This window comes from Kitasatospora purpeofusca (assembly GCF_034043715.1).
Classification (GTDB): domain Bacteria; phylum Actinomycetota; class Actinomycetes; order Streptomycetales; family Streptomycetaceae; genus Kitasatospora; species Kitasatospora purpeofusca_A.
In genome coordinates this window covers 38,873-63,859 of sequence record NZ_JAXCLC010000054.1, presented here as the reverse complement: position 1 = coordinate 63,859, position 24,987 = coordinate 38,873, and the positions used below count along the sequence as shown (strand labels likewise).

General features: G+C 72.6%; 14 protein-coding genes. 3 read left to right on the top strand and 11 right to left on the bottom strand.

Annotated elements, in window-relative coordinates; all coding sequences use genetic code 11:
* Positions 1–117 precede the first annotated feature (117 nt).
* On the bottom strand, positions 118–7,398 hold the full coding sequence (locus tag SM793_RS25315) for an RHS repeat-associated core domain-containing protein (RefSeq protein ID WP_320440594.1): 7,281 nt from the start codon (positions 7,396–7,398) through the stop codon (positions 118–120).
* 340 nt (positions 7,399–7,738) lie between these two features.
* Here SM793_RS25315 and SM793_RS25310 point away from each other — a divergent pair, with 340 nt between their 5' ends.
* On the top strand, positions 7,739–12,118 hold the full coding sequence (locus SM793_RS25310; RefSeq protein WP_320440593.1) for a LamG-like jellyroll fold domain-containing protein: 4,380 nt from the start codon (positions 7,739–7,741) through the stop codon (positions 12,116–12,118).
* Positions 12,119–12,230: 112 nt separating this feature from the next.
* Here the strand turns inward: SM793_RS25310 and SM793_RS25305 are convergent, their stop codons facing one another.
* The 3 genes from SM793_RS25305 to SM793_RS25295 all read right to left on the bottom strand — a co-directional run bounded on the left by SM793_RS25305 (position 12,231) and on the right by SM793_RS25295 (position 14,995).
* A complete protein-coding gene (locus tag SM793_RS25305; protein ID WP_053649665.1) occupies positions 12,231–12,458 on the bottom strand; it encodes a hypothetical protein in 228 nt (75 codons plus the stop codon).
* Positions 12,459–12,657: 199 nt separating this feature from the next.
* Positions 12,658–14,001, bottom strand: coding sequence for a threonine--tRNA ligase (thrS, locus tag SM793_RS25300; protein ID WP_320440592.1), 1,344 nt, complete (start codon positions 13,999–14,001; stop codon positions 12,658–12,660).
* Positions 14,002–14,260: 259 nt separating this feature from the next.
* Entirely contained in the window at positions 14,261–14,995 is a 735-nt protein-coding gene (locus tag SM793_RS25295) for a leucine-rich repeat domain-containing protein (protein WP_320440591.1), read from the bottom strand.
* A 184-nt stretch (positions 14,996–15,179) separates the two neighbouring features.
* Here SM793_RS25295 and SM793_RS25290 point away from each other — a divergent pair, with 184 nt between their 5' ends.
* Complete coding sequence (locus SM793_RS25290) at positions 15,180–16,844, top strand: peptide-N4-asparagine amidase (protein WP_320440590.1); 1,665 nt, start codon at positions 15,180–15,182, stop codon at positions 16,842–16,844.
* A gap of 210 nt (positions 16,845–17,054) precedes the next feature.
* Here SM793_RS25290 and SM793_RS25285 read toward each other — a convergent pair whose 3' ends face one another.
* The 5 genes from SM793_RS25285 to SM793_RS25265 form a co-directional block, all read right to left on the bottom strand.
* On the bottom strand, positions 17,055–17,468 hold the full coding sequence (locus tag SM793_RS25285; protein WP_320440589.1) for a hypothetical protein: 414 nt from the start codon (positions 17,466–17,468) through the stop codon (positions 17,055–17,057).
* Between the two features lie 94 nt (positions 17,469–17,562).
* Positions 17,563–17,919, bottom strand: coding sequence for a hypothetical protein (locus SM793_RS25280; protein ID WP_320440588.1), 357 nt, complete (start codon positions 17,917–17,919; stop codon positions 17,563–17,565).
* A 147-nt stretch (positions 17,920–18,066) separates the two neighbouring features.
* Positions 18,067–19,506, bottom strand: coding sequence for a diaminopimelate decarboxylase (gene lysA / locus SM793_RS25275; protein ID WP_413816032.1), 1,440 nt, complete (start codon positions 19,504–19,506; stop codon positions 18,067–18,069).
* Positions 19,507–19,580: 74 nt separating this feature from the next.
* Positions 19,581–19,787 (bottom strand): hypothetical protein, encoded by a 207-nt coding sequence (locus tag SM793_RS25270; protein WP_320440587.1) that lies wholly within the window; start codon positions 19,785–19,787, stop codon positions 19,581–19,583.
* A gap of 299 nt (positions 19,788–20,086) precedes the next feature.
* Entirely contained in the window at positions 20,087–21,007 is a 921-nt protein-coding gene (locus SM793_RS25265; protein ID WP_320440586.1) for an SMP-30/gluconolactonase/LRE family protein, read from the bottom strand.
* Positions 21,008–21,098: 91 nt separating this feature from the next.
* Between SM793_RS25265 and SM793_RS25260 the strand changes: the two genes are divergently transcribed.
* Positions 21,099–21,539: an Lrp/AsnC family transcriptional regulator gene (locus SM793_RS25260; RefSeq protein ID WP_320440599.1), complete on the top strand. Its 441-nt coding sequence runs from the start codon at positions 21,099–21,101 to the stop codon at positions 21,537–21,539.
* A gap of 147 nt (positions 21,540–21,686) precedes the next feature.
* On the opposite strand, the gene lpdA is transcribed toward SM793_RS25260, so the two are convergent.
* A complete protein-coding gene (lpdA, locus tag SM793_RS25255; protein ID WP_320440585.1) occupies positions 21,687–23,099 on the bottom strand; it encodes a dihydrolipoyl dehydrogenase in 1,413 nt (470 codons plus the stop codon).
* Positions 23,100–23,348: 249 nt separating this feature from the next.
* Positions 23,349–24,974, bottom strand: coding sequence for a M28 family metallopeptidase (locus SM793_RS25250; RefSeq protein WP_413816031.1), 1,626 nt, complete (start codon positions 24,972–24,974; stop codon positions 23,349–23,351).
* Positions 24,975–24,987: the final 13 nt, after the last annotated feature.

The following is a 24,987-nucleotide window of genomic DNA, read 5'->3' as shown; positions in this document are numbered from 1 at the left end:
GGGGGGGGGGGGGGGGGGGCGGCCCCCCCCCCCCGGCCCTACCGGTGAGCCGTCGGAGCGGCTCGGTCATGGGTCGGTCCAGGGTCAGTTCAGGGTCGGTCCTGGGTCGGTCCCGGGTCAGTCCTGTCCCGATATCCTCCGCCACATCATGATGCCGAAGTCCTCGGCGTCCTTCTCGGTACCCGTGTCACCGTAGTTGCGCATCCGATTCTGGTGGTGGGTCTCGTGGAAGAACGTGATCACGGCCTCCCGCATGTTCCGGAGGCCCTTGTTGGACATCTCGATGATCGGCAGTCCGTTGCGACCGGTCTTGGGCTTCGCCGGGTACGGGTAGCTCGTCCGGTACGTGTGCGGGCTGTTGCCGTAGTTGAGCTCGCCGGTGTTGCCGTCGATGATCCGTTCGTGGTGGACGACGTCGTACTTGTCCCACTCGGAGCGGTAGCCGGCCCGGGACAGGTACTGCTTGAGCCGGCCCAGGCTCACGACCGGGCCGTCCGCGTACTCGTTGGGCTTCTTGTCGGGCTTGCTGCGGTAGGCGTTGCCGTCCTTGGTGCCCCCGTTGCCGGCCTCCGGGGTGGCCGCGGGCTCGTCGGCGCTCTTCGCACCGCTCTTGCCGCTGCCGCCCGGCTCCGTCCCGCCCTTGCCGGTGCCGGACTTCGGGGTGGACGGGGCGTCCCCGCCCTTGGGTGTGGTCGGCTCCGGATCGGCCTTGGTGGTGGTCGGCAGGTCGCCGGAGAGCAGCTTCTTGACGGCGCTGACCACGTCGTCGCCGGACTCGACCGCGACCTTGACGGCCTTGACCGCCTTGACGCCGGCGCTGATCATCTTGACGGCCCCGTAGCCGTCGATCAGCAGCGAGCCGACCACTCCGGTCCACTGCCCGGCCACGTACGAGGTGGAGCTGGTGTCGACGCCGAACACGTTGGCGAGCGGGTGGTCGTCGACGTAGCCGGTGTGGCCCAGCCGGAACGGGGAGTCGTTGGAGTACCCCGTCATGTCGTTGAACACGTCGTTGTCGCCGTTGGCGATGTCGGCGAACGAGTTCCAGCCGTCGGAGAGCCAGTTGACGCTCCACTGCCACGGGTCGCCGACGATGGAGTCGCCGACGCCGGTGAAGAAGCTGCCGACGTCGCCCCAGCTCCACCAGAGACCGTTGGGGTCGCTGCCGGAGGTGGGGTTGCCGGCCCCGTAGCCGTAGCCGCCCATCTGGTTGGGGTCTCCGGCCTCGAAGACCGGGTCCACCTGGAGGAAGCGGCCCTGCACCGGGTCGTACTGCCGGGCGCCGAGCAGGTCGAGGCCCGACGTGGTGTCGGTCGGTCTGCCCAGGTAGCCCCGGTTGTCCGCCCAGCCGCCCGGCGCGGTGCCGCGCGGGTTGCCGTACGGGTCGAAGGCGCGCCGGGTGACGGCCAGGGTGGTGCCGTCCACCTGGAGCTGGGCGGTGCCCTGCGGGGTGGTGGGCTGGTAGCTGATCGTCCCCTTGCCGGAGCGGACCGTCACGGTGCCGTCGGGCGCGCGGTAGTACCGCAGGCCGGTCACGGTCCTGGTGGCGGCGTCCAGGGTGAGCTGCTGGGTGCCGGAGAACAGGTAGAGCGTGGTGCCGGCCGGTCCGCGCTGGAGCAGCAGGCCGCCGTCCGCGTCGTACAGGTAGCCGGTCTGCTTGCCGTCGGTGGTGACCGTCGCGGTCCGGCCCTCGGCGTCGTAGCCGAAGGACTGGGTGGACGGACGGGCACCGGTGGTGGTCCGGGTCTCCACGTTCCCGGAGTCGTCGTAGCCGGGGGTCAGCACACTGGTCCCGGCGGTGGGGTTGCGGGTGGTGACGCTGGTGACCGCGGTCGGCTTCCGGACCGGGGTGCTGCCGCCGCCGGGGTAGGCCAGGGTCTGCGTGGTGTCCTTCGCCGCGTTGCCGGTGACGTCGTGGCTCACCTGCTGGGTGCGGTCACCGAGCCGGTTGAACTGCCAGTCCAGCCAGTACGGGTCCGGGCCGCCGACGGTCGACGGCGTGGGGCGCGCGGTGCTGCACTGGCCGACCTGGCCCGCCGTGGCGGCGGTCAGCCCCTTGGTGTCGGTCCAGGCGGTGACCAGCCGGTGCTGGGCGTCGTAGCCGAAGCACTGGGTGTCGACGGTCCGGTCGGTGCCGCCGCTGGAGCGGACGTCGGAGACCGCGGTGACGTTGCCGGCCTGGTCGTAGCGGTAGGAGGTGTCGGAGATCGGGTTGGCGGTGTTGTTCTGCAGGCTGACCCGGTTGGTGGCCGGACGGCCCGTCGCCTGGTCGTAGGTCTGCGCGGTGCGCAGCTGCTTGGTCGGCGTGCCGAGGGTGGTCTGCAGCACCTGGCCGAGCGGGCTGTACTGGACCGTGGCGACGTACGGCCGGCTGGGCGAGCCCATGCTGACCAGGCCGCCCTCCAGGTTGTAGCCGTAGCCGACGGTCTCCGCCGGGAGCCCGCCGGCGGCGCCGTACTCCGACGAGGCCAGCAGGCCGACGGTGCTGGTGTACGAGGCCTTGGCGGTGTAGGTGCCCGCCAGCGCGCCCTCGCTGGGCGGGATCACCGTGGTGGTCCCGGTCGGCTGGCCGACCGCGTTGTAGCCGTCGAACTTCTGCACGTAGGCGCTGCCGGCCTTGCCGCCGACGTAGCGGACGGACGCGACCGGCCGGCCCTTGCCCAGGCTGTCGTACGTCCACTCGGCCAGCAGTTTGGCCGGGTCGCCGGCGGTGTCGCCCGCGTACTCGGCGGTCCGGCGGCCCAGCCCGTCGTAGCTGAACGAGAGGCTCTGCTTGCGGGCGTCGGTGGTGCGGACCACCTGGCCGAGGTCGTCGTACCCGGTACTGGAGTCCCCGGTGGACGGGTCGCTCTGGCCGGTCGTCCGGCCCTGGAGGTCGTACGTGTAGGACCAGGTGTTGCCCACCGTGTCCTTGACCGTGGCGATCTGGCCGCGCGGCGTGTAGGTGTAGCGGGTGGTCAGGTCGGCGGCCGGGGTGGTGTTCGCCGTCCCGGTCGACCAGAGCTGGACGTTCGCGGCGTCGTAGACCGCGACGTTGTCGTCCGCCTGGACCTTGAGGTACCCACCGGCGTGCCCGGCCGTCCCGCTGGACCACAGGGTGGTCTTCCCGGTGGCGTCGAGCACCGCGAGGTTGCCGTCCGCCTGCATCAGCGCGTAGGCGCCCGGGTGGCCGCCGGTGGAGGCGGACCACAGGGTGCGGTTGTCCACCAGCGCGGTCAGCACGAGGTTGCCGTCGGCCTCCATGGCGAGCCGGACGCCCGCGGAGAGCACCGAGGTGCCCGAGGAGAGCCGGCTGCCGCCGTCGAGCTTCCGGTCCGGCGTGGTGTCGCGGACGGTGGTGGCGGTGGTCCGGCCGAGCGCGTCGGTGTAGGTGCTCTTCGCCTTGCCGCCCTGGGCCGGCGTGGTGTCGACCCGGTCGACGCCGCGGTAGGTCGAGGTGGACTTCCACAGCGTGCTGGCGAAGGACACCAGCGTGGTGGTCACCGGACGGCCCTGGCCGTCGAAGGCGGTCCGGGTCACCGACGGGCCGGTCCGGTTGGCCTCCGCCCACATGGTGCCGGACGGGGCGTTGGCGGCGTCGGCGTAGGTGCCGATGCTGGAGACCGTCCAGCCGTGCGAGTCGTAGTAGGTGGAGGTGACCAGCCGCCCGGCCGAGTTGTCCGCCGGGGTGGACTGGGTCTGCCGGGGCTGCAGGGTGCCGTCGTAGATGGTGACGGAGGTGCTGTACGAGCCGTCCTCACGCAGGCCCTTGGTGGTCACCGTGGACGGCGTGGGGTTGTCGCCCGCGCCGTGCACGTCGTAGGCGTACGTCCGGTCGGGGGTCTGGGTGGCCTTGTCGCGGCCGGGGGACCAGACCTTCTCGCGGCGGCCGAGCGCGTCGTACGTCGCGTCGGTGACCAGGTTGTTCACGTCCACCGCGTGGGTCACCGACCCGCGGCCCGGGGAGACCGTGCTGCTGGCCGCCCACTTCAGCGGGTTGGTGGTGCCCAGCTTGGTCGGCAGGACGCCGGACGGCGGGTCGTAGCTGCTGGTGGTGGTCCGGCCCGCCGCGTCGGTGCTGGCGGTGACCCGGCCGTAGCGGTCGAAGGTCATCGCGCCGAGCACCTGGAACTGCGGCTTGCCGGCGGCGTCGTAGGAGGTGACCGCCTCGGTCGCGGTGACGTTGCCGAGGGTGCGGCCGTTCTGGCCGAGCACGCCGAGCGTGCCGGGCCGCTGGACCGAGCCGTCGCCGTCGTAGTAGACCCGCTTGTGCGACAGCGTGGTGGTGCTGCCGGGGACCGTGCCGCACGGGCCCGCGAGGCTGATCGTCTCCTTGGGGTAGACCAGCATCATCGGGTTGTCCGACGGGGCGTCGGCGTACGTGGTGACGGTGCAGGTCCGCTGCTCGGGTGCCGAGAGGTCACCCTCCTCGTCGGCCTTCCAGATCCGGCCGTAGCCGTCGAAGGTGGTGCCGGTCCTGGTGGTCCGCCACTTGCCGTCCGAGAGCAGCCCCATCGTCCGGGACGAGGTGGAGGTGATCCGGCGGGCGGTCGTGTCGGGCAGCGTGGAGAGCTTGTCCGGCGCCGGGTCCTCGGAGGTCCATGCCTTGCGGGAGACACTGGCCGTGACGGTGGTGGCGGGCGGGGAGGTCAGCGTACGGGTGACGACGCCGCCGCCGGCCTGGCTGTGGCCCAGGGTCTGGTACGGGGTACCGGCCATCCAGGCGCTGTCGGTGATCTCCTCGTCCAGGACGTTCTTCACCTTGACGGTGCGCTTGGACCCGTCGGCCCGGTAGTCGCCGTCCATGCCCTGGAGGTAGGAGACGGTGCTCTGGGTGATCGGGTCCGGGGCCGCGCCCGTGGTGGTGGTGACGGTCCGGTAGCCGCGGAAGTCGTTCCACGTCCGGTGCTTGTCGTCGGTCAGCTCGGAGTCGTCCCGGTGCCAGGCGGCGCCGTCCGAGTAGGTGTAGCCGGTGACCTTGGCGGGCGAACCGGCCTTGGTCCGGTCGCTGGAGGTGACCTGGGAGACCAGGGTCTTGTGGAACCAGTCCTCGATCGGCTCGACACCGCCCGGGGTGTTCCAGAACACCGGGTAGCAGGCCATGGTGTTGGCGTCGGCCGAGGCCGGCATGGTCTTCTTCTCGCGCGAGCACTCCGGTGCCCGGTAGGTGACCGCGACCGACTCACCGGTCTCGGTCTGCACGCTGGACATCCGCGGGTGGTACAGCGGCGGGGCGGCCGGGGTGAGGCCGTCGACCCGGTTGTCCATCTCGATGCCGACGAACTTGACCGGGTCGAGGCTGATCGGGCCGACGCCGCCGGCGGAGGTGTCCTTACCGGTGTGCACGATCTCCGAGAGCCACATCACCGACTGCAGCGAGCCGGTGGCCTTCGGGTCCTGGGTCTTGCCGGTGACCGGGTCGTAGGTGCCGCCCGCGTCCGAGAAGACCTGCTTCAGCTCGTAGGTGTCGACGTCCTGCCAGCCGGAGGACGTCCGCACCCTGGTGTCGACGCCCTTCAACCGATGGGTCTGCCAGAAGGTCGGTCCGCTGGTCAGGCAGACGCCCTCGGTGTCGCCCTCCGCCCCGATCTTCGTCTTCCAGTCGGAGGGGCAGTTCAGGTCGTACGGGGTGTCCGGCCAGTCCTTGGCGGTGTCCGAGGAGAGGTTGCCCTCCTTGCAGACGCTGTCCGAGGTGGTGCACCGCTGGGCCGTGCGGAAGACGACCTCGGCGGCCGGCTCGCGGCCCGCCCTGGCGTCCGCCAGCTGGTAGCCGTACGAGATCCGGGTGAGGTGGCCGCCCCGGACGTACTTGGTGAGGGTGCCGCCCTTCTCGTCCTTGTCCTCGTCGGGGACCTGGCCGAAGCCCATGTTGTAGTAGTTGGACTCGGTCGACCAGTCGTAGCGCTGCACGTTGCCGTGCGGGTCGACCACGAAGTCCAGGTTGAACCGGTAGCCGACCGGCCGGTCGCACTGCGAGTCGTCGCCCTTGTCCGAACTGTGGCACGGGTCGCCCGACTTGGGATGGTAGACCGGGATGCCCCAGGCGCTGTCGGTGGCGTCGTCCGCGGTGCCGCCGGGCGCGTGGTTGAGGCCGAGGTAGTAGGCGGTGCCGTCGGTCGTGGTGACCTTGAAGTACTCGCCCTGCCAGAGGCCGTTGGTCGCGCCGCTCAGCCGCTCGATCCGGCTGCCGTCGTCCGACAGCAGGTGGTAGAGGCCGTCGGAGTCCTTCACCAGCTGGCCGCTGTGGCTGCCGAGCGAGAGGGTGGCGTTCCAGCCGGCCCAGCAGGAGTCGCCGGAGTCCTTGATGCCCTGGTCCTTGCAGCTCTTGTAGGAGCGCTCGATGAAGCCGGGGCTGTAGGACCAGCCGTCGCCGATCCAGGACGACTGGGAGTTGCGGGCCGAGGTCTCGCCGTCCACCGACTGCGAGTCGTAGGACAGGCTGACCGCCGGTGCCTCGCCGCCCAGGGAGGGCGGCACGGTCACCGGGTAGTGGTAGGTGAAGGCACCCGAGGCGGAGGCGGACCAGGCGCCCGAGGCGGACAGCGAGGTCGCGCCGAAGTCGCCCTGGGAGCCGCTGCTACCGGCCACGGCGGCCACGGCGATGCCCGCGGAGGACTGGGCGGCGGCCGTCGCGGCGGACGGTGCGGCGAAGACGCTGCCCGCCTTCGCGGCACCGGTCCCGGCGCCGGCGGCGACGAGCGCGACCGTACCGCTCAGCTTCCGGTTGACCGGGTCGTTGACCGCCTCGACGGGTGTCCGGGTGCGGCAGGCGGCGAGCTGCGGCGTGGTGAGCGCGCACGCGGGCATCGCCACCAGCTGCAGCCGGGAGGCCCAACCGCCGCCGTACGCCTGCTCGATGGCGCCGTAGTCCAGGGACACCGCGACGTTGCCGGTGTCCGTCCGGGCGTCGGCCCGGTCCAGACCGACCAGCAGGCCGTCCACGCCGGCCTTCTTGGCCTGGCCCCGGTCGGCGAGCTTCACCCGGACCGAGGAGACCGGGCTGACCGGGGCGACCGACGGCGCGAGCGACTTGGCCCGGGCGCCGAGCGCGGTGGGCGCGGCGGGCGAGACCGAGACCGGCAGGTCGCCGGCCTTCGCCCCACCGGCCGGCGCAGCCAGACCGCGCACCGCCGGGACCTTCCCCAGGTCGACGGTGGCGGTCGCGGCGGCCGGCCACCGCACGGGCTTCACCACGTGCGGGACCAGCTCGCGGGCCCCCGGCGGGATCGCCGGTGCGGCCACGCCCCCGGGCCGGCTGTCCGCCGGGGCCCCGGGGACCTTGGGCAGGTCGGGGAGCGGGTCCGCCTCCCAAACCTTGTCCGTGTACTGATATCCGCCGACGATGGAGTCGGCCACGGCGAGCGGTGTCACCAAGGAGAGGACCGCGGCCGTCGCGACCGCGACGGTCCCCCGTTTCATCCAGGCCCGTTTCCGGACACCGCTGACTCCGCGCGTTCCTGCGCGCATGTTCAATCCCCCAGAGAACAAAAAACAGCCGGTGCCTGACGGATCACCAGCTGACGGCTCATTCGGCCGATCGGAACCGTATTGCCATGGTCAGAGCAAGGCAATACCCTTCCCCAGCGGTCACTCCGACCTCTTCCGTCACACGGGCCCCAAGAAGCTTTCACAAGTGGCACCAGGGCGAGCAAAGACCGCGAATCCGACACGTGGCGGGGGGCCACGGGGCGACCGCCGCGTGAGGAGAATCACAGCGGCGCCCGGGACCGCCCGCCTCCGGTCCCTGAAAGGGCGATCCATGGGGGAGCACCTCCGCGCCCGGAGAAATCCGGCGCGCACACTGACACGCCGTCTGGCGCTGTCGGCCGCGGTCACCGGCCTGCTGCTCGGCAGCGCCGGTCCCGCGCTGGCGGACGACCCGGCCGCCGGCGCCGCGGGCCCGGCCGGGGCGGCGGCCCCGGCGGACTCACCGCTGGCGGCCGCCAGGGCCGAGGCCGCCCGGACCGGCGCGCCGGTCACCGTCGACAGTCTGACCACCGAGACCGCGCGGACCGTCGCCAACGCCGACGGCACGTTCAGCGTCACCACCCACCTGCAGCCCGCCCGGGTGCGCAAGGACGGTCACTGGAAGGACGTCGACGCCTCCCTCACCAGGAACGGCGACGGCACCCTCTCCCCCGCGGCCACCCCGTCCGGGCTGGCCCTCTCCGGCGGCGGAACCGGGCCGCTGGCCACCCTCACCGACACCGAGGGGCGCAAGCTCTCCTACACCCTGCCCTTCCCGCTCCCCGCCCCGGTGGTGACCGGCAGCACCGCGCGGTACAACGGCGTCCTGCCGGGCGTCGACCTCAAGGTCACCAGCACCGACCAGGGCGGCTTCCACGAGGTGCTGATCGTCCACGACGCCGCGGCGGCCGCCGACCCGGCGCTCGCCGCGCTCAAGTTGACCACCCGGGTCAGCGGCGGTCTGTCGCTGACGGCCGACCAGGACGGCCGGGTGGCGGTCACCGCCGCCGACGGCAGCGCGGTGTTCCGCTCGCCGACCCCGCTGATGTGGGACTCCGCCACGACGCCCGGCCCGGCCGCCGCGCCCGCCGTGCCCTCCGCACCTGCTGTGCCCGCCGCGCCCGCTGTGCCCGCCGCACCGGCGTCCAAGTCGCTCACCGGGCCGCAGGCCGCGCCGCGCGCCGACGCCCCCGCGGGCGTCCTCCCCGCCGACCCCGGACCCACCGGCACCGGACCCGCCGACCCCGGACCCGCCACGGTTTCCACCCCTGAGCAGCCGGGCAGCTCCGCTCAGGTCAAGCGGATCGCGGTGACCCAGCAGTCCGACACCCTCACCCTGGTGCCGGACGCCGGCCTGCTGGGCGGCGCCGACACCGTCTGGCCGCTGTACATCGACCCGTACACCAGCCCCGTCACCAGCAAGAAGAGCCACTTCATCACCGTCAAGGAGGGCTGCGCGAGCCAGAGCCCCTACGACGACGCCCAGGACAACGGCGAGGGCGTCGGCTACCAGCGCTGGCAGGACTGCCTCGGCCTCAACCGCGCCTACTTCGAGCTGAACATCGCCAACCTCGACAAGAAGATGGTGATCTCCAAGTCGGTCGTCCACCTGACCTCGACCTACGGGGCCTCGTTCGACTGCGACAACGAGAGCGACATCCGGCTCGCGACGGTGACCGCGATCAGCGGCTCCACCACCTGGACCCACCAGCCCGGCGTCACCGGTGACGGCTACATCGGCGGCACCCAGAAGGTCAAGAGCTCCAACATCGGTCAGAAGTGCGGCAACCACGCGCTCAGCTTCGACGTCACCGGGCAGATCAGGAAGCTCTCGGGCGTCAAGGACAGCTGGACCTTCGGCCTCTGGGGCAACGAGTCCAAGTCGAGCGGCAACAACGACTTCGTCCGCTTCGCCAACAACCCGTACCTGACCACGGTGTTCGACATCGCCCCCGAGGTCCCGGACGGCCTGGGCACCACCCCGGCCACCCGCGCGCCCGCGAGCAACGGCTGCGGCGGCGCGGCGGACGGCTGGATCGGCCAGTCCGGGCTGGCCGGGGACGCCTCCGACATCACCCTCGACGCCCACCTCAACACCGAGATGAGCGGGGTCAACCTCCGTTCCCGGTACGAGATCTGGGACACCAAGACCGCGGCCGCCGACGGCGGTTCGACCGACAAGGGCGCCCCGGTCAGCGGCTGGGTCAGCGACGGCGGCACCACCCGGGTCAACATCGGCTTCAAGGTCGCCGACGGCCACCAGTACGGCTGGCACGTCAAGGCCGAGGACGGCACCCTGGCGAGCGGCTGGTCCCCCAACTGCTACTTCAAGGTCGACCTGAGCGCGCCCAGCATCCCCTCCTTCACCGACTCGCCGGTCTTCCCGCCGCTCGGCGGCGACAAGGCGCCCACCGGCCACGCCGGTGACACCGGCGTCAGGATCGCGGTGACGGCCAACGACCCGACGCCCACCGGCTGCACCCGGGGCAGCTGCGTCAGCAGCGGCGTCGACCGCTTCGAGTACGCGCTGGACACCAACATCCCCGCCAACGGCGCCGCCTCGGTCAACGCCGTGGCCACCACCGGCGGCAGCGCCGGCGCCGAGGTCCCGATCGTGCTGAGCGCCGCCCAGTGGGGTGCGCACACGCTGTTCGTCCGGGCCGTGGACAACGCCGGCAACACCCAGGGCACCGTCGGCCAGTACAGCTTCTTCGCCCCCTGGAACCCGGCCGCCAAGGTGACCGCGGGTGACCTCGACGGCGACGCGGTACCCGACCTGGTCGCCCCGACCACCGACGGCGACCTCGTCCTGGTCCGCGGCAACGCCGACCCGGCCGGTCCTCCGGTCAGCGCCTCCACCAAGGCCCAGAGCCCGGACGGCACCGGGTGGGACACCTACCTGATCGCCCACCGCGGCACCGCCACCGGCACCAACGTCGACGACCTGTTCGCCTACTCCAAGGCGACCCACGAGCTGTACCTCTACCAGAACGACGCCGTGACGCCCGGCGGTACGACCGGGCGCTTCACGCTCACCCAGAACGTGGTGCCCATCCGGAACTCGGGCTCCTGCCCGGCCAAGGGCTCGGACGGCACCTGGAACAACGTCACCCAGATCCTCGCCCCCGGCAAGCTCGCCCAGTTCGCCGACGCCCCCGACCTGATCACCGTCGACAAGGGCGAACTCTGGTACTTCCCCGGGACGTTCCAGGCCGGCTGCAACCTCGCGGCCGGTGTGCGGATCGGCACCGGCGACTGGTCCCGCACCACCCTGCTCGCCCCCGGCTCGGTGGGCGGCGTGCCGACCCTCTGGGCCCGTGACGACGCCACCGGCGCGGTCAGCAGCTTCCCGCTCACCTTCGACGGCGGCGTGCCGACCACCCGGATCGCCGCGCCGGGCCACGCCCCGCTGGTCTCCGGCGTGCTGGACACCGGCAACAAGAACCTCTGCCTGGACATCGCCGGCGGCAAGACCGTCAACGGCACCGCGGCCTGGATGTACACCTGCAACGGCACCGACGCACAGCAGTTCACGCTCGGCGCCGACGGCAGCGTCCACGCGCTCGGCAAGTGCCTGGACGTGCAGAAGGGCGAGACCGCCAACAACACCCTTGTGCAGCTCTACCAGTGCAACAACACCGGCGCCCAGCAGTGGGCCCCCGGACCGTACCCGGGCACGCTGAAGAACCCGCAGTCCGGTCGCTGCCTGGCCGACCCGGCGAGCAACCGCAACCCGCGCACCCAGGTGATCATCTACGACTGCATGAACATCGCCGACCAGAAGTGGGCCGCCACCACCGGCAACGTGCTGCCCGCCGCGCAGAAGGTGCTGCCGCTCGGCGTCGGCGACCGGGACGCCCCGACCGTCGCCTCCCCGGGTGACGTGCAGGGCACCGGGTACCCCGCGCTCTACGCCGGCTCCGGTTCCGGCCGGCTGACCGAGTACCCCGGCGCGGCACCGACCGGCGGCCTCGCCCAGTTCGGGAACCCGGTCGGCATCGGCAACGTCCGCCAGCCCTCCGCCTGGTGGAAGCTCGACAGCACCGCGGACAGCATCCGCCCGAGCGGTGGCCTCACCCTCACCGGCGGCGCGGCCCTCGGCACCGACCCGGCGCGCGGCGGGGTCCTGACCCTCAACGGCTCCACCGGGTACGCCGCGACCGCCGGTCCGGCGGTGGACACCGGCCGCAGCTACACCGTGTCGGCCTGGGTGAAGCTCACCAGCCTCACCGACAACTCCACCTTCGTCTCCCAGTCGGGCACCAACGCCAACGCCCTCCAGCTGTACTACTCCAGCGGGGCCCACGCGTTCGCCTTCGGACACGCCCACGCGGACGACACCGCCGGCGCCTTCACCAGCGCCTACGGACCCACCACCGGCGCGCTGGCACCGAAGACCGACACCTGGTACCACCTGGTGGGCGTCTACGACGCGGACTCCGCGGACCTGCGTCTCTACGTCAACGGCGAGGCCGCGGCCACCGCCGAGTACGCGGGCACCGTCTGGAACGCGACCGGCCCGCTGCAGCTCGGCCGCCGCCTCTACAAGGGCGCCTACGGGGAGTACACCGCCGGCCGGATCGCCGACGTCCAGCTCTACCCCGAGGCACTCACCGCCATCGGCGTCGCCTCCCTCGACGGCAAGCGCCCCGTCCCGACCCGGCTGAGCTGACCCCCCGCCCGGCCACCGCGGCCCGTCCGCCCCGCACCGGGGCGGACGGGCCGCGCCCCGGTGCGGGACCTGTACACGGATCGACCGCCCGGCCCGGTCCGGAGGACGGACCCTACCGCGGGGCGTCCAGGTGGTAGAGCGCGGAGCAGGTCCGGCCGTGCAGCGGGACGACCTGGCGGGCGGCGACCGGGGTGTGGCCGACCGCGGCCGTGCAGTACCGGGAGTCCGGGACCGGCAGCGGGCGCAGCGTGACGCCGGTGGCGGGGGCGGCGACCGCCACCCCGCCGAGGGCCAGCCCGGCCGTCAGGGCGGCGACGACGATTCGGCGGGCGAGGCGCATGGGATACCTCCGGAGGAGCGACGACTGGGGACAGCGGTGGCCGGGGACGGCGGCCGCCGCCCCCATTCGAACGGCGGATGTGCCGGGCGGCCCGGCCGACACACCGCGCGCGCCGCTAGTCGTACGTGTACGACTGCGCCCGACTGTGTACGACTGAGCCCGACTGGGCCCGACGCGGTCCGGTGGCGACCGCCCGGCGTCATCCGGCGGACCCGCCCCGGCTCTCCCCCGGCTCGTCCCACAGCTCCTGGGCGCACGCGCCGACGAGCGCGCGGATCCGGGCCAGCGCCTCCCCCGCCGGCAGCGGTTCCGGCCGCCGGCCGTCCCGCAGGCGCAGGGCGAGCAGCCCGTCCGCCGCCTCGCGCGGACCGATGACCGCCTGGTACGGGATGAGCCGGGCCTCCCGGATCCGCGCGCCCAGGCTGCCGCGCTCGGGCCCGGCGAGCTCGGCCCGCAGCCCGAGGTCCATACAGCGCTCGCGCAGCTGCTCGGCCCGGGCCCGCTCGCCCTCGGTCAGCGGCAGCAGCACCAGCTGGGTCGGTGCGAGCCAGGCCGGGAAGGCCCCGCCGTAGAGCTCGATCAGATGGGCGACCACCCGCTCCACGCTGCCGATGACACTGCGGTGCACCATCACCGGGCGGTGCTTCGCGCCGTCCGGCCCGATGTACTGGAGGCCGAACCGCTCCGGCTGGTGGAAGTCGATCTGCACGGTGGAGAGGGTGGACTCGCGCCCCGCCGCGTCGGCGATCTGGACATCGATCTTCGGCCCGTAGAACGCGGCCTCGCCCGCCACCGCCTCGTACGGCACGCCGGAGCGCGACAGCACCTCGGTCAGCAGCGCGGTGGCCCGTTCCCACAGCGCCGGGTCCGCCACGTACTTGCCGCCCTCGCCCGGCAGCGAGAGCCGGTAGCGGACCGGCCGGATGCCGAGCGCGCGGTGTGCCTCGCCGATCAGCTCCAGCGCGGCCACCGCCTCGTCCGCGGCCTGCTCGGGGGTGCAGAAGACGTGCGCGTCGTTCAGCTGGATCGCCCGTACCCTGGTCAGCCCGCCGAGCACGCCGGAGAGTTCGGAGCGGTACATGCCGCCGAGTTCGGCGATCCGCAGGGGCAGTTCCCGGTGGCTGCGGGGCCGTGAGCGGTAGATCAGGGCGTGGTGCGGGCAGAGGCTGGGGCGCAGCACGACCTGCTCGGAGCCGAGGTCCATCGGCGGGAACATGTCGTCCCGGTAGTGCTGCCAGTGGCCGGAGATCTCGTACAGCTCGCGCTTGCCGAGGACGGGCGAGTACACGTGGCGGTATCCGGCGCGCCGCTCGCGGTCGCGGACGAACTCCTCCAGGGTGTGCCGGATCTCGGCGCCGTCGGGCAGCCAGTACGGGAGGCCGGAGCCGATCAGCGGATCGGTGTCGAAGAGTCCGAGCGCGCGGCCCAGCCGGCGGTGGTCGCCGTCGGGTCCGGCGCTTCGGGCGGGCGCAGGGGCGGCGTCGGGGGCGGGTGCCGCGTCGGAGGCGGGGGCTGCGTCGGACGCGATCGGGTGGCTGTTCATGGGGGTCTCCACTCTGCGGTGCGGGCGAGTGGACCGGTACGGCGAAGCCCCGGGGCACTCGCCCCGGGGCTTCGGACCAGCTCAGCAGTCAGCGCGCCGGGACTCTCTCCGGCGTCGTCGTGAGGACGGCTGCAGCGCGCTTCATAACATCCACGCTAGCAGCCGAACGCCCCGGTGGGCGAACGGTTTTCCGTCCGGCCGGGGAGGGCCGCCCGGTCGCCCCGCCGCCCCACCGCCAGGCCGCCCCGCCGCCCGGGGCTCAGTGCAGGACCTCGCAGCCGCGTGCCGCCAGGGCGGTGAGCAGGGACGGCGCCGGTTCGACCGGGTTCCAGCGCAGGTCCAGCTTCTCCAGCGCGGGCAGCCCCGCCGCCCCGTCCGCCAGCCAGTCCGGCAGCGCGGTGATCCGGTTGCCGCGCAGGTCCAGTCGGCGCAGCCGGGGCAGGCCGGCCAGGGCCGGGGGCACCTCGGTGAGCGCGTTCTCGCGGAGTTCGAGTTCGCGCAGCTCGGCGAGCCCGGCGACGGAGTCCGGCAGGCCGGTCAACGCGTTGCCGCGCAGCCAGAGTTCGCGCAGCGCCCGCAGGCCGCCGAGCGAGTCCGGCAGCGCGGTGAGCAGGTTGTGCTGGGCCCGCAGCTCGACCAGGCCGGTCATCGCGCCGATCCCGGCCGGGAGTTCGGCGATCCGGTTCTCGCCGACGTTGAGGTAGCGGAGCGCCGTGAGCCGGCCGAGGGCCGCCGGGAGCCCGGTGAGCGCGTTGTCGTGCAGGTAGAGGAAGTCGGTGAGGCCGGCGAGGTCGCCGAGCTCCTCCGGGACGGCGGAGATCCGGTTGTGCCCGAGGTCGAGGGTCCGCACCCGGTGCAGCCGGCCGATCCGGGGCGGGACTTCGGTGATGCCGGTGTCCGCGAGGACGAGGACCGTCAGATCGGTGCGGTCCCACACCTCCTCGGGCACGGTGCCGAGGTGCTGCCGCCAGAGGTTGAGAATGATGTCGGTCACCCGGCCATCCTGCCGCCCCGCCCGGACCCTGCCCGGGCACTCCCCGTCCCCGAACGCCCCTCGACTCCGGGCACGGACCGCTTGACGCTTGCATGCCATGCTCGGGAGGATGCCGGAACCGTCCGACGAGCTACGCGCCGACCGTCCTCGCCCCACCCTCCGGTCGGCCGGGAGAGGGCCCCCCTTGGCCGTCCATCCACTGATCCGACGAGCCGGCCGACTGGCCGGCGCCGTCCTCCTCGCCCTGGCCGGGGCGCTGACGGCCGCCGGACCGGCGCACGCCGACTTCGGCACCGACTACCACGACCCGTTCACCGCGGCGAAGCCGCTCACCCGGCCCGACACCCGCTCCTGCACCGTCGACGTGATGCGCGACCAGCCGTTCCGCAACGGCTACGGGAACCCGCCGGACACGCCCTACACCACCACCGTCGCCCCGCCCGCCGACTGCGCCGGCCCCTGGTCCGCGGTCGTGCTCGACCTGCACGGGCAGGTCGCCGGGCGGCAGTTCGACCGGCTGTTCACCGTCCGGGTCGGCGGCGTACAGGTCCTGCTCTCCTCCACCCCCGAGCCGTCCAAGGACGGCATCGAGTGGGCGCTCGAACGCGATGTCACCCGCTACGCGCCGCTGTTCGCCGCCGGGCCGCAGCCCTTCGCGCTCGACCTCGCCAACGTCACGGACGACACCTACACCGGCGTGTTCCGGATCTCCGCGAGCCTGACCTTCTACACCACCTCCGCCCGCCACCCCGCCGCCAGGACCGCCGACCGGCTGCTCACCACCGGGCCCTTCGGACTCGACCGGGCGACGCCGAGCGCCGGCACCGACCTGACCTTCCCGCCCAACCTGGAGCGCCTGACCGCCGAGGTGTACGCGCGCGGCGGCGGCGCCTGCGAGGAGTTCGCCTACGCCTCCGCCCCCGAGGAGTTCGCCCGCGCCAACCCGGGGACCGGCGCCTGCGGCCAGGGCCCGTTCCGCGAGCTGCGGCTCAGCGTCGACGGACGGGTGGTCGGCGCGGTCTGGCCCTACCCCGTCATCTACACCGGCGGCTGGGACCCGCTGCTGTGGCGCCCCACACCGGGCGTCTTCGCCTTCGACCTGCCCGCCTACCGGCTGGACCTCACCCCGTACGCCGGGCTGCTGGTGGACGGCCGCCCGCACCGGGTGGGGATCGCCGTGAACGCCGCCGAGGCCCGCAGCAACGACCTCTGGAGCGGCCAGGTCAACCTCTTCGCCGAGGTCGACCGCGCCGCCGCCCGCACCACCGGACAGCTGACCGACTACCGGGTCGCCCCGGAGGCCGCGACCGCCACCACCCTCAGCGACCACGGCGGCGGCAGCGGCGACTGGACGGTCACCGCCGCCCGGCACGACCTCGCCCGGGGCTGGCTCCAGACCTCGCACGGCCGGGTCACCACCGAGGTCCGCGACGACCTCGTGTTCGACTCCACCCAGCGCTTCCGCTCCAACGGCAACGACCTGACCCTGCGCAACCGCACCGACCTCACCCGTACCACCGCCACCTGGGGCTCCGGCCCCCGGCGCACCAGCACGGTCCACGAGAGCCAGCCGCTCGACGTCACCTACCGGTACACCGAGGACGCGGCCGGCAACACCGACCAGACCACCGCCATGGACCTCGGCCAACACCGCGAGGCGACCACGGCCACCGGCGCCCGGGTGACCGAACGCAGCACCGTCGACCACACCCTGCGCCCGACCGCCCACCGCCACGACGGCGACACCACCGTCCGCACCGGCACCTCCACCGAGGACTACCGCAGCACCGGCCCGGACGGCCCCTATCACCGCACCGTCACCACCGTGGACGGCTGGCCGGTCGGCTGACCCTCCGCCCGCGGGGCCTGTCTCCCGGCTCCCTCCGGCGGGACCGCCGGAATCCAGGAGACGGGCCCCGCGCCGTCGGCGAGGACGTGGAGTCGTGCATCAGCTCGATGCCCGTGGCTGCCACCCTTCGGATCCAGGATTCCTGCTGACCCGTCTCATCGAAGTTCGATCAGTCTCAACGAAGTTTGACCGAGCGGTTCCCGGGCTCCGCTACCTGTCGACGTCTACCGGGATACCGCGAAGCTGCAGCCGTGTCTTCAAGAACTCCATCTCCGCCAGGGTGCCCACCACACCGTCGCTGCTCAGCTGCTCGACGAGTCCCCGGGCCTGCGGCAACGAGACGCCCGAGACGTCACGGAAGACCTTCATGGCCTGCACGAGACTGGGCACCGGCCTGACCAGCCGCAGTCTGGCGGCTCCATTCGCTGCCAGCAACGCTTGTCGCCACTCATCGTCCGGCGCCGTCCCCGGCCCGGCATGCTCGCACCGGTAGGAGCCGCAGCTGTCACAGGAGAACTCGGCATCCCACCACAACTCGCCGCGGTTGATGAACTGATTCACCTGCTGCACCGCCATGTGGCCGCACTCGCAGAGCGCCGCGATCTTCACGGTCTGACCAGTCACCCGCACTCCCTCCATCCAACTCACGCCCTCGAATCCCCTCACCTCGGAGATCGTGCGTAACAGCATTCGAGCACAGGTGCCAGGAACCCCGGCGTCAACGGCGCAGCGTCCTCTGGGCCAGGGCCGGCGTGACCTCGGTGTCGTCGCTCCAGGAGCAGACCTCAAGCCAGGAGAGGTAGCCGGCCTCGACGAAGACCAGGACTTCGCCCGGGCAGTCGCCGTTCTCGGTGTAGATCTGGGCGTCGGCGGCCACCACCGTGCTCGGCCCGGACGGTGCCGGTTGAACCGAGGCCGCATCGAGCTCGAAGTAGGTCGTGCCACACCCGCACGTACAGCGCTCTCTCACTTGCAGATGGGGTACTTGGGCACGGAGCGCCAGGTGAACCGGATCATCGCCGTCAAGGAGGTCGCCGAGCACGTCAGCCACGTCGGGAGGAAGGCCCTCAGTCATGTACGCACCGTATCTGACCTGCGACGTCAAAGTCCGATGAGACGAATCCCGAACGGTCAAACTCCGATGAGACCCGTCAAACCTCAGTGAGACAGGTCACCTGCGGCCGCCACCTCGACCAGCGTTGACAGCTCGGGTGTCCAGGGGTCAGCGGCCGACCTCGCGGGCGCGGAGGTCCTCGACGGTCTCCCGCCGGATCAGCAGGCGCAGCCGCCCGTCCCGCACGGCGGCGACCGGCGGCCGGCCGACCAGGTTGTAGCCGGAGGCCATCGAGAGCTGGTAGGCGCCGGCGGCCGGAACGGCCAGGAGGTCCCCCGGGCGCAGGCCGGCCGGCAGCGTGGCGCCGCGCACCAGGACGTCACCGGCCTCGCAGTGCCGGCCGACCACGTCGAAGGTCGCGGTCGGACCGTCGGTGGGCCGCCCGACCGTCCGCACCTGGTAGGCGGAGCCGTAGAGCGCGGGGCGCGGGTTGTCGCTCATGCCGCCGTCCACGGCCGCGAAGGCCCGTCCGTCCGTGCCGCGCTTGACCGACAGGACGCGGTAGAGCGCCACCCCGGCCGGAGCCGCGATCGCCCGGCCGGGCTCGACCAGCAGCCCGGGCACGGCGAGGCCGTGTTCGGCGCAGCGGGCGGCGAGGCGGGCGGTGAGCTCGGCGGCGAAGCGGTCCGGGTCCAGCTCCGCGTCCCCGGCGAGGTAGCGGACGCCGTACCCGCCGCCGAGGTCGAGTTCGGGCAGTTCTACGCCGTGCCGGTCGCGGATCTCGGCGAGGAGTCCGACCAGCCGGTCGACGGCGGCGAGGTAGGGTCCGGCCTCGGTGATCTGGGAGCCCAGGTGGCAGTGCAGGCCGGTGAGCCGCAGGCCGGGCTGGCCGAGGATCCGGGCGACCGCGTCGGCGGCGTCCCCTCCGGCGATCCGGAAGCCGAACTTCTGCCCGTCGACGCCGGTCCGCACCGCGCGGTGGTGCCCGGCGGCCACCCCCGGCAGGACCCGGACCAGCACCCGCTGCGGGGCGTCCGCGACGGTCAGGGCGGCCAGCCGGGGGATCTCGGCGGCGCCGTCGACGACGATCCGGCCGACCCGCAGGCGGCGGGCGAGGCGCAGTTCCTCGGGGGTCTTGGCATTGCCGTGCAGCAGGATGCGCTCGGGCGGGAAGCCGGCGGCCGTGGCCAGGCGGAGTTCGCCGGCCGAGCAGACGTCGAGGCCGAGTCCCTCGTCGGCGGCCCAGTCCGCCACCGCGCCGCACAGGAACGCCTTGGCGGCGTAGAAGACCTCGGCCTTCGGCAGGGCGCGGCGGAAGGCCCGGGCGCGGGAGCGGAACTCCTGCTCGTCGAGGACGTAGAGCGGGGTGCCGAAGCGGTCGGCGGCCTCGGCCAGTCCGACGCCGCCGATCAGCAGGTCCCCGTTCGGCCCGGGACGGGCGGAGGCGGGCCACGGACTGCCGAGCGGGCCGGGGTCGGCGGCGGGCAGCGGCCGGGCGGTCCGGGGCGACCGAGCGGATCGGGAGGCCTGAGCGGATCGAGGGGGCTGAGCGGATCGAGGGGATTCGGGGCCCGGGGAGGGCTGGGGAGTGCGGAGGATGCTCGTCACACGGTGCTCCTGGTCGGAACAGGGCGGAAGGGGACGGACGGGGTCGGCGGCGCGGTGGGCCGGCCGACGGGTGGTCAGTCCTCGTAGTGCATCGCGTGGCGGCAGTGCGCGGAACTCGCCCGGCGTTCCCCGGCTTCGCGGTCCGCCGCCGTGGTGGCGGCCGCGTCGGACCGGGGGGCGAACACGGTGCCGTGCAGCAGTCGGCGCAGCAGGGCCTCCTCGGCGGCACCGGACAGCCGGCGGTCGCGGGGGTCGTCGGAGATCACCTGGAACTCGGTCATGGCGGGTCGCCGTCCTTCCGGTCGCGGCGGGGGCCTCGGTCGGTCCCGCTCGCAGATCCAGTCCACCCCACGGGCGGGCGTCCGCACCGGCCCTTGACGCGGGGCGTACGCGGACCTGCCCCGTCCTGACGGCACCTTGACGGGGGCGGCACCTCGACGGGGACGGCAGCTCGACGGGGACGGCACAACGGCGACCCGGTGCGACGCGACATGACGACGGCCCGGTGCGACGCGGCACGTCGCACCGGGGCCGCGTGACCGGCGGCCGTGTCACCGGCTGCCGTGTCACCGGCGGCGCGTCAGGCGTGGCGGGGGACCCGGTGGGTGCCGCTCATCGAGGTCACCAGCGAGTACAGCGAGGTGGTGGCGGTGATGAAGAGGCGGTTGTTCTTGGGGCCGCCGAAGGTGAGGTTGGAGACGGGTTCGGGGACGAGGATGCGGCCGATGAGGGTGCCGTCCTCGGCGTAGCAGTGGATGCCGTTCTCGAACGCCGCCGCCCAGAGCCGGCCGTCGCGGTCGAAGCGGATGTTGTCGAAGCGGCTGCCGCTGCCCTCGATGTGGACGTCGCCCCCGGCCAGGGTGCCGTCCTCGCGGATGTCGAAGGCACGGATGTGCCCGGCGCGGCTGTCGGAGACGTAGAGGCGCTGCTCGTCGTGGGAGAGCAGGACGCCGTTGGGGCCGCGGAAGCCGTCGGCGGCGAGCTGGACCTCGCCGCTGTCCGGGTCGATCCGGTAGAGGTTGCAGGCGCCGATCTCGCTCTCGGCGACATGGCCCTCGTAGTCGCTGGTGATACCGAAGTCCGGGTCGGAGAACCAGATCGCGCCGTCCGAGCGGACCACCGCGTCGTTGGGCGAGTTGAGCCGCTTGCCCCGGTAGTGGCTCGCGAGGACGGTGACCGTGCCGTCGTGCTCGGTGCGGGTGACCTGGCGGTTTCCCTGCTCACAGGTGATCAGGCGGCCCTCGCGGTCGAGGGTGTTGCCGTTGCTGTGCCCGGCCACCGGCCGGAGGACACCGACCGCCCCGGTGGACTCGTCCCAGCGCAGGATCCGGTCGTTGGGGATGTCGCTCCAGATCAGCTGCCGCCAGGCGGGCACGTAGAGCGGGCCCTCGGCCCAGCGGCAGTCCCCGTGCAGCTGCTCGAGCCGGGAGTCCCCGTAGGTGCAGGGGCGGAAACGGTCGTCCAGGATCTCGTACAGTCCGTACTCAATTTGACCAGACATCATTCATGTCCCATCGCAAACGGCCGAATATGGTTCTGATGATCATGAGTATGACAGAACCAGGTATGGTTCTGCCATGGCGATCGAAAATCTGGACGGCACCGACCGGGCCCTGGTGGCGTTGCTCCAGCAGGACGCGGGCCAGGCGTACGCGGCACTCGGCCGCGCCGTGGGACTCTCCACCGCCGCCGCCCACGAGCGGGTGCGCAAGCTGCGTGAGCGCGGCGTCCTGCGCCGCACGACGGTGGAGGTCGACCCGAAGGCGCTCGGCCTCGGGGTGCTGGCCTTCGTGATGGTCGACTCGTCCGCGTGGATGGGCGATTCGGCCGGGGCGTTCGCCGCGATCCCCGAGATCGAGGAGGCCCACATCATCGCCGGCGCCGCGTCGGTGCTGGTCAAGGTGCGGACGCCGACGACCGAGCAGCTCCAGGACGTGCTGCGCCGGCTCTACGCGATCGAGGGCGTCAACGGGACCCAGGCCACCGTGGTGCTGGAGTCCTTCTTCGAGCGGCCGCCGTCCCCGGCGCTCTGACCGCCGCGGGCCGGGCCGTGCGCCGGCCACCTCCGGCGCGACCCGGGCGCACCGGGCCGGGCCCGGCCGGGCCGTGCGAAAACGCGACGGGCCCGCCCGGCGGGGGGGTAGTCCCCGCCGGGCGGACCCGGTCGCCCAACGGGCTGATCACATGTTGATCATGTGACCGGCCAGCCCGTGGATCGCCTCCTTGACCGCCTCGCCCAGCGTCGGGTGCGCGTGCACGTTGCGGGCGACCTCGTGCACGGTGAGGTCCCACTGCTGGGCCAGCGTCAGCTCCGGCAGCAGCTCGGTGACCTCGGGGCCGATCAGGTGGGCGCCGAGCAGCTCGCCGTGGGTGCCGTCGCTGATGACCTTGACGAAGCCGACCGGGTGGCCGAGGCCGTGCGCCTTGCCGTTGGCGGTGAACGGGAACTTGGAGACCTTGACGTCGTAGCCGAGCTCGCGGGCCTGCGCCTCGGTGTAGCCGAAGCTCGCGATCTGCGGCTGGCAGTAGGTCGCGCGCGGGATCATCGCGAAGTCCAGCTCCATGGTCTCCACGTCGGCGATGGTCTCGGCGGCGATCACGGCCATCGACTCGGCGGCGTGCGCCAGCATCAGCTTGGCGGTGACGTCACCGATGGCGAAGATGTGCGGGACGTTGGTCCGGCCCCGGCCGTCGACCGCGATCGCGCCCCGCTCGGTGAGCTCGACGCCCGTGTTCTCCAGGCCGTAGCCGTGGACGCGCGGCGCGAAGCCGATCGCCTGGAGGACCTTGTCCGCCTCCAGCACCTGCTGCTGCCCGTCCTTGGCGGTGACGGTGACCTTGACCTTGGCGGCCGGGTCCTTGTCGTCGATCGAGTCCACCCGGGTCGAGGTGAGCACCTGGATCCCGAGCTTGCGGTACTGCTTGGCCAGCTCGGCGGAGACGTCCGCGTCCTCCAGCGGCACCATCCGGTCGAGGAACTCCACGATGGTGACCTGCACACCGTAGTTGTGCAGCACATAGGCGAACTCGACGCCGATCGCGCCGGCACCCGCGATGACGATGCTGCCCGGCAGGTCCTCGGTGAGGATCTGCTCCTCGTAGGTGACCACGCGGTCGCTCAGAGCGGTACCGGGCAGCAGCCGGGTGCTGGCACCGGCGGCGATGACGCAGTGGTCGAAGGTGACGACCTCGAAGCCGCCGCCGTTCAGGGCGACCTGGAGGGTGTGGTCGTCGACGAAGGTGCCGCGGCCGTCGTACTCCGTGATGCCGTTCTTCTTCATCAGGTAGTGGACGCCCTTGACGCGGCCGTCGGCGACGGTGCGGCTGCGCTTGAACGCCTCGCTGTAGTCGAAGGTGACCTTCCCCTCGACCTTGATGCCGAAGGTCTTGGCCTCCTTGGTGAAGATGTGCGCGAGTTCCGCGTTGCGCAGCAGGGCCTTCGACGGGATGCAGCCGACGTTCAGGCAGACCCCGCCCCAGTACTTCGACTCCACGACGGCGGTCTTCAGGCCGAGCTGGGAGGCGCGGACCGCCGCGGTGTACCCGCCGGGACCGGCCCCGAGAACGACGACGTCGTAGTGCGTACTGCTCATGGTGCTGATTCCTCCGAGGGTGTCGCGGTGTCGTGCTCTCGCCGTCCATGGTGTCAGGCCACCGCTCCGCACACCCGGCGGACCCCCGATCGCCCGGCCCCGGCGGGCGTCCCGGCGGGATTCCGACAGGCGTTCGGCCCCGCCTCCCCGAGAAAGCGGGGGGCGGGGCCGGAGCCGGGGCGGGCCGGGTCGGGTCGGGCCCGGATGGGGCCGAGGTCGGGCCCGGATCAGGCCCAGGTCGGGCCCAGGTCAGGCCGCGACCTCGTGGGCGTGGCTCTCCTGGAGGCCGCCGCCGCTGCCCACCTGGCCCTCGGTCTGCTTCGGCGCGACGGGCGCGGTCAGCGAGGAGAGGTCCCACGCGTAGCGGCCGACGGCGTTGGCGATGGCGTCGATGTTGAGATCGAAGGCGGCGAGGTCCAGGTTGTCCAGGTTGTCGCAGGCCTTGTGGTAGCACTTGTCGAACGCGACCCCGGCGGTGCCGCCGTACGTCGCCGCCTGGGCGGCGCTCTTGATCACCTCGGCGCCGGTGTCGGTGCCGCCGGCCGGGATGCCCGCCTCGATGAACGGCCCGTAGTCGGAGCGGCCGGTGAAGTCGGTGCCCTCGTGCGGGACGCTCCAGTCGTCGAGGAAGTCCGTGATCAGGCGCTCGATCTGGGCGGAGCCCACCGGGCCCGGACCCGCGCCGACGTGGTCGGAGTCGTCGCCGTCGTAGACGAACTGGGCCGAGTTGGGCGAGGCGATCATGTCGAAGTTGAGGTAGAGCCGGATCTTCTTCTTCTCGGCCTCGGAGAGCGAGTTCACGTACGCCTCGGAGCCCTTGAGGCCGAACTCCTCGGCGGACCACCAGGCGAACCGCACCTTGTTCTTGACCGGCCGGGTGCCGAGGTTCTTGGCGACCTCGAGGATGCCGGCCGAACCGGAGCCGTTGTCGTTGATGCCGGGCCCCTCGACCACCGAGTCGAGGTGGGAGCCGACCACGACGGTGTTGTTCGGGTCCCCACCGGGGGTCTCCGCCAGCACGTTCCAGGTCTTGCGCTTCTCCATGAAGGTGCGCAGGTCCAGGCTGACGGTGACCGGCCCGGCGGCGGCCTTGGCGGCGAGGGCCTCGCCGGCCGCCTTGCTGGTGCTGCCGACCGGGAGCCGCCCGGCGTCCGGCTCCCCCAGCGTGCCGCTGAGCTCGGCGTCGGTGTTGTTGTACACGACGGCGGCGGCCGCGCCCGCGGCCGCCGCGGCCGCCTGCTTGACCGCGAAGCTGCACCCGCCGCGCTTGATCAGCGCGACCTTGCCGGTGAAGGCGCCGGCCGCGTAGTCGGACGCCTCGCAGCCGGTGGTGTCGTCCACCGGCACGACCGCGAGCTCGGCGGTGATGCCCCCCGCCGGGCCGCTGAGGGAGTACGTCATGGCCTTCAACGGCACCGTCTCGGCCTGCGGGGAGACGACGGCGAACCGCTCGGAGAGGGCCTGGAAGAAGGTGTACTCGAACTCCTGCTTGGAGACCTTCAACCCGGCCCGGCGGGCCTGGTCGTAGACGTACTGGGCGGACTGCTCGTGGCCCCGGGCGCCGGCCACCCGGGTGCCGCCGTTGCGGTCGGCGAACCGCTGGAACGCCTCCAGGGTCCCGAAGGCGTCGTCGGCGTCACTGCCCGCGATCAGCCGGGCCGCCAGCTTCGCGCCGTTGCGGGCCGGGTCCGCGTCGGCGGCGGCGCTGCCGGCGCCGACCAGCAGCAGCGGGGTCACCAGCGCCGCGACCGCCAGCGCGGCGCCCGCCGCCCTGCGCGTGGGGGCGGCCTTCGAGCGGAGTGCGGTGGCCGGGCGACCGGTGCGAACGTTCAACGTGAGTCCTTCCGACGGTCTGTGGATCTCCCGATTTGACATGCTCCCGGACGTC

Coding starts and splice junctions, on each gene's coding strand:
- thrS (WP_320440592.1), bottom strand. CDS start 14,001: ATGAACAGCCACCCGATCGCGTCCGACGCAGCCCCCGCCTCCGACGCG.
- SM793_RS25265 (WP_320440586.1), bottom strand. CDS start 21,007: ATGTCTGGTCAAATTGAGTACGGACTGTACGAGATCCTGGACGACCGT.
- SM793_RS25270 (WP_320440587.1), bottom strand. CDS start 19,787: ATGACCGAGTTCCAGGTGATCTCCGACGACCCCCGCGACCGCCGGCTG.
- SM793_RS25310 (WP_320440593.1), top strand. CDS start 7,739: ATGGGGGAGCACCTCCGCGCCCGGAGAAATCCGGCGCGCACACTGACA.
- SM793_RS25250 (WP_413816031.1), bottom strand. CDS start 24,974: ATGTCAAATCGGGAGATCCACAGACCGTCGGAAGGACTCACGTTGAAC.
- SM793_RS25315 (WP_320440594.1), bottom strand. CDS start 7,398: ATGAAACGGGGGACCGTCGCGGTCGCGACGGCCGCGGTCCTCTCCTTG.
- SM793_RS25280 (WP_320440588.1), bottom strand. CDS start 17,919: ATGACTGAGGGCCTTCCTCCCGACGTGGCTGACGTGCTCGGCGACCTC.
- lpdA (WP_320440585.1), bottom strand. CDS start 23,099: ATGAGCAGTACGCACTACGACGTCGTCGTTCTCGGGGCCGGTCCCGGC.
- SM793_RS25305 (WP_053649665.1), bottom strand. CDS start 12,458: ATGCGCCTCGCCCGCCGAATCGTCGTCGCCGCCCTGACGGCCGGGCTG.